Raw genomic sequence first — 12,319 nt, forward strand, 5'->3', positions numbered from 1 at the left:
CCGGCCCGGCGACATCCTGCCGCTGGCCGAGCGCTTCCTGTCCTGCACCAATGCGCTGTCGGCCGGCGCCGTGCAGGCGCTGCAGCGGCATGCCTGGCCCGGCAACGTGCGCGAGCTGCGCAACGTGATCCAGCGCGCCGAACTGCTGGCCGGCGGCCGCCACATCGAGGCCGCCGATCCAAACCTGCCCAAGCCCGCGCCGCAGCGCCCCGCCGCCGGCACCGAACCGGACCGCGAGCGCATCGTCGCGGTGCTGGGCCGCGCCAACGGCGTCATCGCCCAGGCCGCGGCCGAGTTGGGGATGAGCCGGCAGGCGCTGTACCGGCGCATGGACCGCTACGGAATTCCGCGCGAATGAAACTGCAGCGCTCCTTCACCATCGGCCTGTTCCTGCGCCTGCTGCCGGTGCTGGCGCTGGCCGCGGCGATGCCGTGGCTGCTGGCCCGCGGCTGGGAAGTGGCGAGCTTCTCGGCGCTGTTGCGGCTGGCGCTGATGTGGTGGACGCTGCGCCGCGCCACCGCGCCACCGCGCCGATGCGCTCGCTGTTCCGCGCCCTGGCCGGTACCGTCAGCAGCTACCGCGATGGCGAGTACAACTTCGGCGTGCACTGGCGCGGTGACGACGCACTGGGCGAAATGGTCGCCGCGCACCGGCAATTGGGCGACATCCTGCGCGAACAGCCCCAGGGCCTGGCGCAACGCGAACTGATGCTCGCCACCATCGAGCAGAACACGCCGGTGGCGATGCTGCTGGCCTCCAACGGCGGCGATGGCCTGCGCCGCGTGGTGTTCTCCAACCTGGCCGCACGCAAGCTGCTGCACGGCGGCTGGAAACTGGACGGCCAGCGCCTGGACGAGCTGCTGCTGGGCATGCCGCCGGCGCTGCGCGAGGCCGTGGCGCGCGGCGGCGACAGCCTGTTCACCATCGCCGACGACAAGGACCCGCAAGAGGAGCAGGTCTACCATCTGTCGCGGCGCTGCTTCCGTCTCAACGGCCGCCCGCACGAATTGCTGCTGATCCGCCTGCTCACCACCGAACTGCGCCGCCAGGAAGTGCATACCGGGAAGAAGGTGATCCGCGTCATCAGCCACGAATTGGACAACTCGCTGGCGCCGATCGCCTCGCTGGCGCATTCCGGCGCCGAGCTGGTGCCCCGGCATAAGGTGGAGCGGCTGGAAGAAGTTTTCGGCACCATCGAGGAACGCGCGCGGCACCTGGAAGGCTTCATCCGCGGCTACGCGCGCTTCGCCAAGCTGCCGCAGCCGCAATTGCAGACCGCGCACTGGGCGCAGTTCCTGGCCGGGTTGCAGCAGCAGATCCCGTTCGCGCTGGAACTGGAAGCGCCCGAGTTGCACAGCCGGGTCGATCCGGCGCAGTTGCAGCAGGCGCTGCTCAACCTGGTCAAGAACGCGCATGAGTCAAGCCCCGAGGCTCAGGCACCGGCCGACAGCGTGCGCATCCGCGTCTCCACCCGCCACGAGCGGCTGCGCATCCAAGTGCTGGACCGCGGCAGCGGCATGAACGAAGCGGTGCTGCACAACGCGCTGATGCCGTTCTATTCGACCAAGCGCAACGGCACTGGCCTGGGCCCTGGCACTGACCCGCGAGATCGTCGAAGCGCACGGCGGCCGCCTGTCGCTGCAGAACCGCGACGAAGGCGGGGCTGTGGGTGGCGGGTGCAGCTGCCGCTGGCGTCGTCGAACTGACCCACCTGGAGGAGCGGCTTCAGCCGCGACGAGCGAAGTAGCGATTTTTCCGAACTGGCATGCCGTCGGGACTGAAGCCCCTCCCACAAAAGACCTCGTAGCGCGACTGCGCCGCGGAAGCCCTTGTGGGAGCGACTTCAGTCGCGACGAGCGCAGCGGCGGGCCTTCCGGCTTGGGAACCTATCGCGGCTGAAGCCTCCTACAGGGTTCGCAACATCTGTCGGCGCACTCACTCGCGCACCGTGCCGCGCTCGACGATGCGCGGCGTACCCAGCGCGCCACAGGCATCGTCGGCGCCGGTCGTGGCGGTGGCCGGAATCGCGCCGTAGTAACCCGCGCCCACCGTGTTGTCGACGAAGCGCCCGCCCTGCGACGGGCATTCGCCCTGGTCCGGGTCGAACCAGTCGGAGAACGCGGCGTACTTGCCGGCGCGCACGAAGCGGTTGCCGCGCACCAGGGTCGCGTCGGACCCATCGCGGGTGCGCACCACGTCGCCGTTGACGTCGGTGAAACTGTTGCCTTCGACCGTGTTGCCGGTCGAATGCCGTGCCAGGTACAGCGCATGGAGGTAGCCGGAGGTGTCCTTGCTGTTCTCGATCGCGCTGAACTGGTTGTCGGCGATCACGTTGTCGCGCGAGTTCTGCAGCCGGATCGCCGCGTACGAATACGCCGGATCGCCCTGACCATGGAGGCCGCCGATGCGGGTGAAGCGCATGCCGCGGATGCTGTTGCCGGCATTGCCGTCGGCGGCGGCGTTGCTGCCGCCCAGGTCCATCGCCATCCAGTAGTCGCTGACCTCCAGGCCGACGACCTGCAACTGGGTGCGCTGATTGCCGCCGCCGCGCAGGGTGAACCAGGTGCCGCCGCCGCGTCCATCGAAGTGCGGCATCGTCGCCGCACCGGAGGCGGCGACGATGCGCAGCGGTGCGCCATTGCGGAACGTCCAGCGCACCGACTGGCCCAGATAGGTGCCGGGCGCGACCACGATCTCCACCGCGGCCGGCGGCGGCTGCGCCAGCAATCGTTGCTGCGCGGCGCTCAATGTCTTCAATGCGGTCGCGGCACTGGTCCCGGCCGCGGCATCGTTGCCGTCCGGCGCCAGATACAGGCGGAACGTCTGTGCGTGCGCGACGCTCGCCGCCACCAGCACCATCAAGACCCACCACCGCATGCGTCGTACCGACATCGAACACCTCCATGGAGCGTCGCGGCGCTGGCGCAGGATCCGGCCAGCCGCGCCACCCTAGCGCAGCCCTGCACGTACGGCTGCGATGCCTGTCACGCGCCGCCAGGCGCGTACTGCCGGCTATTTCTTCTTCGGCCGCTTCCAGTCTTCGTGCGAGGCCTGCCGCGCCCGCGCCACGGTGAGCTGGCCGGCCGGCGCATCGCGGGTGATCACCGACCCGGCACCGATGGTCGCCCCCGCACCGATCGTCAGCGGCGCCACCAGCGCGCTGTTGGAGCCGACGAAGACGTCGTCGCCGATCGTGGTCTGCGACTTGTTCACGCCGTCGTAGTTGCAGGTGATGGTGCCGGCGCCGATGTTGACCCCGCTGCCAATCCTGGCATCGCCCAGATAACTCAGATGATTGGCCTTGCTGCCGACCCCGAGCACCGCCTGCTTGGTCTCCACGAAGTTGCCGATGTGCACGCCGTCGGCCAGCACCGTGCCCGGCCGCAGCCGCGCGAACGGACCGATCATTGCCGCGCCCTCGGTGATCACGCCTTCCAGGTCGCAATGCGCGCGCACTTCGGTGCCCGGCCCCAGCACCACGTCCTTCAAGCGCACGAACGGGCCGATGCTGACCCCGTCGCCCAGTTCCACCTCGCCTTCCAGTACCACGTTCACGTCGATGCACACGTCGCGGCCCACGCGCACACGGCCGCGCTGGTCCAGCCGGTTCGGGTCGAGCAGGTGCGCGCCCTGCTCGCACAGCGCACGCGCCGCGCGCAGCTGCCAGGCGCGCTCCAGCTGCGCCAGCTGCCACGGGTCGTTGGCGCCTTCGGCCTCGGTCGGATCGGCCACCAGCACCATCTCCGCCGGGGTGAATTCGGCGGCGGCGGCGGCGAACACGTCGGTGAGGTAGTACTCGCCCTGCGCGTTGTCGCTGCGCAGTTGCGCCAGCCAGCGCTTGAGCGCGGTGGATTCGGCAGTGACGATGCCGGTGTTGATGATGCGGATGCGGCGCTGCTCGTGGTCGGCCTCCTTGTGCTCCACGATCGCGGCGACCTTGCCCGCCGCATCGCGCACGATGCGGCCATAGCCGCTGGGGTCCTCGGGTTCGGCCACCAGCACCGCCAGCCGCCCGGGCGAATGCAGCAGGCGCAACAAGGTGTCGGCGCGGATCAGCGGCACGTCGCCGTACAGCACCAACACGGTGGCCGCATCCGGCACCGCGGCCATCGCCTGCTGCAGCGCGTGCCCGGTACCCAGCTGCTGCGCCTGCTCGGCCCACAGCAGGTCCGGCTGCGCGCCGAACACGGCGCGTACCGCGTCGCCGCCGTGCCCGTAGACCACGTGGATCGCCGCCGGCTGCAGCTGGCGAGCGGTCTCGATCACATGCGCCAGCATCGGCCGGCCGGCGACCGGCTGCAGCACCTTGGGCTTGGCCGACTTCATCCGCTTGCCCGCGCCGGCGGCAAGGATCACGACGTGCAGGGGCAGGCTCATGGGCAGGTTCCATTCCGGGTAGACGGGGATTTTAGAGGCAGCCGCGTGTGCGTGCCGCAATGCCCGCGCCATCGCGCCGCGGCGGCATATACATCTGCGCGGTAGACGCTAGGATGCGCGCTTGATCCCAACCCAGGGCTTGCATGAGTCTGCTGCGCCAGGGCAGTCAATTCGTGGTGATCGGACTGCTGCAACTGCTGATCGACTGGAGCGTGTTCGTCGCAGCGACCGCCGCCGGCATGCCGCCGATCCCGGCCAACGTGCTCGGCCGCGTGTGCGGCGCCCTGCTCGGCTTCTGGCTCAACGGCCGCATCACCTTCGCCGGCGACGACGGCGTGCGCCTGGGCTGGCAGCGCTTCGGCCGCTTCATGGCGATGTGGAGCGTGCTGACCCTGCTCAGCACCTGGCTGGTGGCGCTGTGCGTAGACGCGCTGGGCCTGCGCCTGGCCTGGCTGGCCAAGCCGGTGGTCGAAGGCGTGCTGGCGGTGCTGTCGTTCTTCCTCGGACGGCACGTGGTGTACCGCTAGGCGCGCTGGGGCGCAGACATCAGTGCCGCGCACAGCCCGCGGCATACTGGCGCTTGTGGGAGCGACTTCAGTCGCGACGGGCTTTACCGGTAGAGCCCGTCGCGACTGAAGTCGCTCCCACAACTAGGAAGGAAGCTGCAGCAGATGATCGGCCTGCGCGCGCTCGGCGGCGCAGGCCGGGTGCGGGTGCAATCGGCGCGACTGCGACCCGCTCGCCCCGCTCAGTGGCAGAAATCGCCAAGACTGCGCACCAGTGCGGTGCGATGGACCTGGTCCAGCTGCCAGCGCAGCGCATAGGCCTCGGCCGCGCGCGCGGTCGCTGCCGGGCAATCCGGCGCCTGCCGGGCCGCGGCGCTGGCCTGCAGCGCGTCCAGCATCTCGCCCTGCAGTTGGTCCAGACGCGCGCGCAGCGCGGTCAGGTCCGGACGCGCCTGGTTCGGGGCGCGACCGCGCAGCCGCCAGCGCGCCAGCAGCTGGTATTGCACCAGCTTGTTGGACTCGATCTGCATGCCGAAGAAGCGCGCCGCGTCGTCCGCGTCCACGCCGTGCGCCGGCGCCTGCGCGCGTACGTTGGCCAGCACCGCGGCCTCGCGCGTGGCATCCAGCACCGGCTTGCCGCTGTCCCATTTGCTCAGCGCGACCTGGTCGCCGATCGCGTTGCGCTCGACGATATGGTCGAGCAGCGGTTCGATCTGGGTGGCGCTGCGCGCAGGCATCGCGCAGCCCAACATGGCAGCGCCGGCCAGCAGCGCGGTCAGCGCGCGCGGGAGTGTGGCAGCAACGGAAGCGGTCATCGTGTGTCTCCAGGGGAACCGTCTGCGTGGGGGAAGGATGCGCAGATCGGGCCGCCATCTTGCCGAAGCCGGTGGACGATTGCATTGCAGCACGCCGCGCTTGCGGCGCAAGCGCGCGATCGAGTCAGCGGCGATAAAGCCAGCGCCGTGCGCCATGTCACTGTCGCGCAGACCCCACCGCGCTGCGGCGCATGTGCGGCCGTCGCCGCTAAGGAGCCAGCACGTGACGCATTTCATCAACGAAAAACGCCGGCAATCGCCGGCGTCTTCGTCCCGATCGTGCGGCCGCCAGGCGGGCGCACGGTTTGGCTAATGCTTGAGGTTCTTGCGCAGGCGTTCCAGCGCCTGCAGCTGCGCGGTGACTTCCGCCAGCTTGGCCTGCGCCTCGGCCACGTCGATGCCGTCGCCGCGGTTGGCCAGCATACGCTCGGCTTCTTCCTTGGCCTTGCGCACCGACGCCTCGTCGATGTCCTGCGCGCGGATCGCGGTGTCGGCCAGGATGGTCACCACCTGCGGCTGTACCTCGAGGATGCCGCCGGAAATGGCGAAATCCAGCTGCTCGCCGCTGGGGGTGGTGACCACCACCTTGCCGGGCTTGAGCCGGGTGATCAGCGGCGCGTGCTTGGGCGCGATGCCCAGCTCGCCCAGCTCGCCGGTGGCGACCACCAGGGTCGCTTCACCGTGGTAGATCTCGTGCTCGGCGCTGACGATGTCGCAACGGATGGTGCTCATGGTGCCTCACTGGGTGAGGCGGGACTCGGGACTCGGGACCCGGGACGCGGAGGCGGCTCGGCGGCCGCATCCTGTTCCCGGTTCTTCGACGCTCCAGCGACCCGCCCTGACGATGCTCGATTGGCGATTGGTGCTTCCGCATCCCGGCCGCAGCGCGGCCAGGATCCGGATCAGGCCTTCTCGGCCATCTTCTTGGCCTTCTCGACCGCTTCTTCGATGCTGCCGACCATGTAGAACGCCTGCTCCGGCAGATGGTCGTACTCGCCTTCGACGATGCCCTTGAAGCCGCGGATGGTGTCCTTCAGCGACACGTACTTGCCCGGCGAGCCGGTGAACACTTCGGCCACGTGGAACGGCTGGCTGAAGAAGCGCTCGATCTTGCGCGCGCGCGACACCGACTGCTTGTCCTCTTCGGACAGCTCGTCCATGCCCAGGATCGCGATGATGTCCTTCAGTTCCTTGTACTTCTGCAGGGTCATCTGCACGCGGCGGGCGGTGTCGTAGTGCTCGTGGCCGATCACGTTCGGATCCATCATGCGCGAGGTCGAATCCAGCGGGTCCACTGCCGGGTAGATACCCAGCGAGGCGATGCTGCGCGACAGCGCGACGGTCGAGTCGAGATGGGCGAAGGTGGTCGCCGGCGACGGGTCGGTGTAATCGTCCGCGGGCACGTACACGGCCTGGATCGAGGTGATCGAGCCGGTCTTGGTCGAGGTGATGCGCTCCTGCAGCACGCCCATTTCCTCGGCCAGGGTCGGCTGGTAGCCCACCGCCGACGGCATGCGCCCCAGCAGCGCCGACACTTCGGTACCGGCCAGGGTGTAGCGGTAGATGTTGTCGACGAACAGCAGCACGTCCTTGCCCTTGCCGTTCTCGTCCTTCTCGTCGCGGAAGTACTCGGCCATGGTCAGGCCGGTCAGTGCCACGCGCAGGCGGTTGCCCGGCGGCTCGTTCATCTGGCCGTACACCATCGCGACCTTGTCCAGGACGTTGGAGTCTTTCATCTCGTGGTAGAAGTCGTTGCCCTCGCGGGTACGCTCGCCCACGCCGGCGAACACGGACAGGCCCGCGTGCGCCTTGGCGATGTTGTTGATCAGTTCCATCATGTTGACGGTCTTGCCGACGCCGGCGCCGCCGAACAGGCCGACCTTGCCGCCCTTGGCGAACGGGCACATCAGGTCGATGACCTTGATGCCGGTTTCCAGCAGCTCGGTGGCCGAGGACTGGTCTTCGTAGCTCGGCGCGGCGCGGTGGATTTCCCAATGGTCGGTGGCCTGCACCTCGCCGGCCTCGTCGATGGGGCGGCCCAGCACGTCCATGATGCGGCCCAGCGTGCCCGGGCCGACCGGCACCGAGATCGCACGGCCGGTGTTGGTCGCCAGCAGGTTGCGCTTGAGGCCGTCGGTGGAACCGAGCGCGATGGTGCGCACGATGCCGTCGCCCAACTGCTGCTGCACTTCCAGCGTGATGGCCGTGCCTTCGACCTTGAGTGCGTCGTAAATCTTCGGCACATCGGCACGCGCGAATTCGACGTCGACGACCGCGCCGATGATCTGAACGATCTTGCCCTGACTCATGTTTGCTGCTCCGGTTAACTTAGTTCGATCGGCCAACGGGTCGGCCCTTCAGTGATCCGTGATTCGGGAGTCGTGATTGGGAATTCGTAAGCGCGCCTGCTGCTTCTGCGAATCCCCAATCTCCAATCCCGCGGCCGTCGTCAGACGGCCGCCGCGCCGCCGACGATCTCGGAAATTTCCTGGGTGATCGCCGCCTGCCGCGCCTTGTTGTAAATGAGCTGCAATGTGCTGATCAGCTTGTTGGCGTTGTCGCTGGCGGCCTTCATCGCGACCATGCGTGCGGCATGTTCGGAGGCCACGTTCTCCAGCACCGCCTGGTACACCAGCGACTCGATGTAGCGCGTCATCACGTGCTCCAGCACGCTCGCGGCATCGGGTTCGTACAGGTAGTCCCAGTCGTGGTGCGCCACCTGGTTCTCCGCCGCCGGCAGCGGCAGCAGCTGGTCGAAGCTGGCCTTCTGCGTCATCGTGTTCACGAAGCGGTTGTAGACCAGGTAGACGCGGTCGACCTTGCCCTCGGTGAACGCATCCAGCATCACCTTGATCACGCCGATCAGCTGCTCCAGCTGCGGCACGTCGCCGAGGTGGCTGACGCTGCCGACCATGTCCACCTTGAGCCGGCGGAAGAACACCGAGGCCTTCTGGCCGATGGTGACCACGTCGATGCCGGCGCCCTGGTCCTGCCACTGGCGCACTTCGCCCAGCATCTTGCGGAACAGGTTGTTGTTGAGGCCGCCGGCCAGGCCGCGATCGGAGGAGATCACGATGTAGCCGACACGCTTGACCGCGTCGCGCTGCACCAGGAACGGATGCGTGTAGTCGGTGCTGGCCTGCGCCAGATGCCCGATCACCTGCTTCATCGCCTGCGCGTACGGGCGCGAGGTCTTCATCCGATCCTGCGCCTTGCGGATCTTGGAGGCCGAGACCATCTCGAGCGCGCGCGTCACCTTGCGGGTGTTTTGCACGCTCTTGATCTTGGTTTTGATTTCGCGTCCGCCTGCCATTCTCTTCTCGGGACTCGGGACCGGGGACCGGGGACCCGGAAGGCCCTCGATCACAGATCGTTGTTGTCGCCGGCACCTGGGACGGTGAACCGTGGACGCCGCTTTCGCGGGTCCCCGGTCCCCGGTCCCTGGTCCCGGTTCCGCTTACCAGCTACCAGTCGTCTTGAACTCGCCGATGCCCTTCTTGAACGCCGCTTCGATCTCGCCGTTCCAGTCGCCGCTGTCGTTGACCTTGGCGATCAGCTCGCCGGCGGTGTTGGCGAAATGCGCGTGCAGGCCTTCCTCGAACGCGCCGATCTTGTTGACCGGCACGTCGTCCAGGAAGCCTTCGTTGACCGCGTAGATCGACAGCGCCTGGTTGGCGATGGACATCGGCAGGTACTGCTTCTGCTTCATCAGCTCGGTGACGCGCTGGCCGCGCTCGAGCTGCTTGCGGGTGGCTTCGTCCAGGTCCGAGGCGAACTGCGCGAACGCCGCCAGCTCGCGGTACTGCGCCAGCGAGATGCGGATACCGCCGGACAGTTTCTTGATGATCTTGGTCTGCGCGGCGCCGCCGACGCGCGACACCGAGATGCCCGCGTTCACCGCCGGACGGATGCCGGCGTTGAACAGGTCGGTTTCCAGGAAGATCTGGCCATCGGTGATCGAGATCACATTGGTCGGCACGAACGCGGACACGTCGCCGGCCTGGGTTTCGATGATCGGCAGCGCGGTTAGCGAACCGGTCTTGCCCGTCACTTCGCCGTTGGTGAACTTCTCCACGTAGTCCTCGGACACGCGCGCGGCGCGCTCCAGCAGGCGGCTGTGCAGGTAGAACACGTCGCCCGGATACGCTTCGCGGCCCGGCGGGCGCTTCAGCAGCAGCGAGATCTGGCGGTAGGCCACCGCCTGCTTGGACAGATCGTCGTACACGATCAGCGCGTCTTCGCCGCGGTCCATGAAGTACTCGCCCATGGTGCAGCCGGCGTAAGCGCTGATGTACTGCATCGCCGCCGATTCGGAGGCGGTCGCGGCGACCACGATGGTATGCGCCATCGCGCCGTTCTCTTCCAGCTTGCGCACGATGTTGGCCACGGTCGAGGCCTTCTGCCCGATCGCCACGTACACGCACTTGATGCCGGTGCTCTTCTGGTTGATCACCGCATCGATCGCCAGCGCGGTCTTGCCGGTCTGGCGGTCGCCGATGACCAGCTCGCGCTGGCCGCGGCCGATCGGGATCATCGCATCGACCGACTTGTAGCCGGTCTGCACCGGCTGGTCGACCGACTTGCGCCAGATCACGCCCGGCGCCACGCGCTCCACCGGCGCGGTCGCGCTGGTGCCGAGCGGGCCCTTGCCGTCGATCGGCTCGCCCAGCGCGTTGACCACGCGGCCGAGCAGTTCCTTGCCCACCGGCACTTCCAGGATGCGGCCGGTGGTCTTGGCCACGTCGCCTTCGCGCAGGTTCTCGTAGTCGCCGAGCACCACGGCGCCGACCGAGTCGCGCTCCAGGTTCAGCGCCAGGGCGTAGGTCTCGTTCGGCAGTTCGATCATCTCGCCCTGCATCACGTCGGCCAGGCCGAAGATGCGCACGATGCCGTCGGACACGCTGGTGACCGTGCCTTCGTTGCGCGACTCCGCGGCCAGCGTGACCTGCTCGATGCGGTTCTTGATCAGTTCGCTGATTTCGGAGGGGTTGAGCGTGGTTGCCATCTTGGTTTCCTTCGGATCGTCCACCGCGCGAAGGCGGATGGCGACGTTTGGTTAGCTTCTTTGAGAATCGGGAATGGGGAATCGGGAATCGCTGCTGGCGTCTCCGCCGGGCCGGGTTCTCTTTTCTCTATTCGCCATTCCCGCTTCTTAGTGGGCCAGTGCGGATTGCAGGCGCGACAGCTTGCCTTTCAGCGAACCGTCGATGACCACGTCGCCGGCGTCGATCACCGCGCCGCCGATCAGCGAAGCGTCCACCGCCGTGGTGATCTCGACCTCGCGGCCGAAGCGCTGCTTCAACGCCACCTTCAACGAGGCCACTTCCGCGTCGCTGAGCTGGGTGGCCGAGGTCACGTTGGCCTTGACCACGGATTCGGCCTCGGCCCGCAGCTGATCGTACAGCCCAGCGATCTCGGGCAGCAGCGGCAGCCGCTGCGCTTCGGCCAGCAGGCCCAGGAAGCGCGCGTACTGCTCGTCGGCCACCTGCGGCGCGAGCAGCGCCACCGCCTGCTCGCGCTGCAGCTGCGGGTTGTGCAGCAACGCCGCCACGCGCGGATCGGCGGCGACCTGGGCGGACAACGCCAGGGCCTGCGACCAGGGCGCGAGCTTGCCGGCATCGCTGGCCGCGGCGAACGCGGCGCGGGCATACGGACGCGCCAGTGTGAGGGCCTGGCTCATCTCAGATCTCCGCCGCCAGCGCGTCGAGCAGCGCCTTGTGGGCGTTGGCATCGATTTCGCGCTTGAGCAGCTTTTCCGCACCGCTCACCGCCAGCAGCGACACTTGGCGACGCAGTTCTTCGCGCGCACGGTTGGCGGCGGCGTCGATCTCGGCCTGGGCCAGATCCTTCTGCCGGTTGGCCTCGGCGATCGCCTCGTGCTTGGCCGCCTCGACGATCTGGTTGGCGCGCGCGTGGGCCTGGTCGATGATTTCGTTGGCCTTGACGCGTGCGTCCTTCAGCGCTTCGTTGACCTTTTCCTGCGCCTGCGCCAGGTCCTTCTGGCTGCGATCGGCGGCGGCGAGGCCTTCGGCGATCTTCTGTTGGCGCTCTTCGATGGCCTTCGTCAGCGGCGGCCAGATCTTGGTCGCGACGATCCAGATCAGACCGGCAAACGCCAGCGCCTGGGCAAAGAGGGTGAGACCGATATTCATGGGGTACGCTCAGCCAAAGTGACGGGGTGGACGCGCCGCCATCGCGGCGGGCGCGTCCGAACCTTCATCCGCAGCGGGGCAGCCGCATCGCTGCGGCCGTCCGCCGGTGCTACTGGATCAGCCGCCCTGCGGCAGGCGCGACACGAACTCGCCGATCATCGGGTTGGCGAATGCGAACAGCAGGCCGACCGCGACGCTGATGATGAACGCGGCGTCGATCAGGCCGGCGGTGATGAACATGCGCACCTGCAGCACCGGGATCAGTTCCGGCTGGCGCGCGGCCGACTCCAGGAACTTGCCGGCCATGATGGCCAGACCGAGGCCGGCGCCCAGCGCGGCCAGGCCGATCATGATGCCGACGGCGAGGACGGTGGAGCTCTGGACTTGGGCGAGGTTGGTCAGGACGGCGAAGGACATGGTTTTCTCCGAGAACTAAAGTTGCTTGAGGATGGTGAATCGAACGAAGGGT

11 protein-coding genes and 2 pseudogenes are annotated in these 12,319 nt (G+C 68.0%); 3 read left to right on the forward strand and 10 right to left on the reverse strand.

The window, feature by feature from the left end; translation table 11 throughout:
- Position 1: 1 nt before the first annotated feature.
- Both E4A48_RS14425 and E4A48_RS14430 read left to right on the forward strand, forming a co-directional pair.
- Positions 2 to 358: pseudogene (locus E4A48_RS14425) on the forward strand (AAA-type ATPase lid domain-containing protein); the annotation flags it as partial.
- Positions 355 to 1,662, forward strand: a pseudogene (locus tag E4A48_RS14430) (sensor histidine kinase); the annotation flags it as partial. The pseudogenes E4A48_RS14425 and E4A48_RS14430, both read left to right, overlap by 4 nt.
- Before the next feature lie 273 nt (positions 1,663 to 1,935).
- On the opposite strand, the gene E4A48_RS14435 reads toward E4A48_RS14430, so the two are convergent.
- A complete protein-coding gene (locus E4A48_RS14435) occupies positions 1,936 to 2,892 on the reverse strand; it encodes a right-handed parallel beta-helix repeat-containing protein (RefSeq protein WP_039007922.1) in 957 nt (318 codons plus the stop codon).
- A gap of 120 nt (positions 2,893 to 3,012) precedes the next feature.
- On the reverse strand, positions 3,013 to 4,377 hold the full coding sequence (glmU, locus tag E4A48_RS14440) for a bifunctional UDP-N-acetylglucosamine diphosphorylase/glucosamine-1-phosphate N-acetyltransferase GlmU (RefSeq protein ID WP_039007924.1): 1,365 nt from the start codon (positions 4,375 to 4,377) through the stop codon (positions 3,013 to 3,015).
- A gap of 143 nt (positions 4,378 to 4,520) precedes the next feature.
- On the opposite strand from glmU, the gene E4A48_RS14445 reads away from it, so the two are divergent.
- Positions 4,521 to 4,904 carry a GtrA family protein gene (locus tag E4A48_RS14445; protein ID WP_142742656.1) on the forward strand — a complete coding sequence of 128 codons (384 nt, stop codon included), beginning with the start codon at positions 4,521 to 4,523 and terminating at the stop codon, positions 4,902 to 4,904.
- A 221-nt stretch (positions 4,905 to 5,125) separates the two neighbouring features.
- Here the strand turns inward: E4A48_RS14445 and E4A48_RS14450 are convergent, their stop codons facing one another.
- The 8 genes from E4A48_RS14450 to atpE all read right to left on the reverse strand — a co-directional run bounded on the left by E4A48_RS14450 (position 5,126) and on the right by atpE (position 12,267).
- On the reverse strand, positions 5,126 to 5,698 hold the full coding sequence (locus E4A48_RS14450; RefSeq protein WP_039007928.1) for a chorismate mutase: 573 nt from the start codon (positions 5,696 to 5,698) through the stop codon (positions 5,126 to 5,128).
- A 309-nt stretch (positions 5,699 to 6,007) separates the two neighbouring features.
- Positions 6,008 to 6,430 carry a F0F1 ATP synthase subunit epsilon gene (locus E4A48_RS14455; protein WP_039007930.1) on the reverse strand — a complete coding sequence of 141 codons (423 nt, stop codon included), beginning with the start codon at positions 6,428 to 6,430 and terminating at the stop codon, positions 6,008 to 6,010.
- A 170-nt stretch (positions 6,431 to 6,600) separates the two neighbouring features.
- Positions 6,601 to 8,007, reverse strand: coding sequence for a F0F1 ATP synthase subunit beta (atpD, locus tag E4A48_RS14460; RefSeq protein WP_003476072.1), 1,407 nt, complete (start codon positions 8,005 to 8,007; stop codon positions 6,601 to 6,603).
- 140 nt (positions 8,008 to 8,147) lie between these two features.
- Positions 8,148 to 9,011: a F0F1 ATP synthase subunit gamma gene (gene atpG, locus E4A48_RS14465; protein ID WP_003476073.1), complete on the reverse strand. Its 864-nt coding sequence runs from the start codon at positions 9,009 to 9,011 to the stop codon at positions 8,148 to 8,150.
- Between the two features lie 144 nt (positions 9,012 to 9,155).
- Positions 9,156 to 10,703: a F0F1 ATP synthase subunit alpha gene (gene atpA, locus E4A48_RS14470; protein WP_039009301.1), complete on the reverse strand. Its 1,548-nt coding sequence runs from the start codon at positions 10,701 to 10,703 to the stop codon at positions 9,156 to 9,158.
- Positions 10,704 to 10,850: 147 nt separating this feature from the next.
- The gene (locus E4A48_RS14475) at positions 10,851 to 11,378 is read right to left on the reverse strand and encodes a F0F1 ATP synthase subunit delta (protein WP_009609780.1); all 528 of its coding nucleotides are present in this window, start codon (positions 11,376 to 11,378) and stop codon (positions 10,851 to 10,853) included.
- A gap of 1 nt (position 11,379) precedes the next feature.
- The gene (locus E4A48_RS14480) at positions 11,380 to 11,850 is read right to left on the reverse strand and encodes a F0F1 ATP synthase subunit B (RefSeq protein ID WP_004425439.1); all 471 of its coding nucleotides are present in this window, start codon (positions 11,848 to 11,850) and stop codon (positions 11,380 to 11,382) included.
- A 117-nt stretch (positions 11,851 to 11,967) separates the two neighbouring features.
- Positions 11,968 to 12,267, reverse strand: a complete 300-nt coding sequence (gene atpE, locus E4A48_RS14485) for a F0F1 ATP synthase subunit C (protein WP_003476079.1) — start codon at positions 12,265 to 12,267, stop codon at positions 11,968 to 11,970.
- Positions 12,268 to 12,319: the final 52 nt, after the last annotated feature.

Origin of the sequence: Xanthomonas translucens pv. cerealis (assembly GCF_006838285.1) — a bacterium.
GTDB lineage: Bacteria > Pseudomonadota > Gammaproteobacteria > Xanthomonadales > Xanthomonadaceae > Xanthomonas_A > Xanthomonas_A cerealis.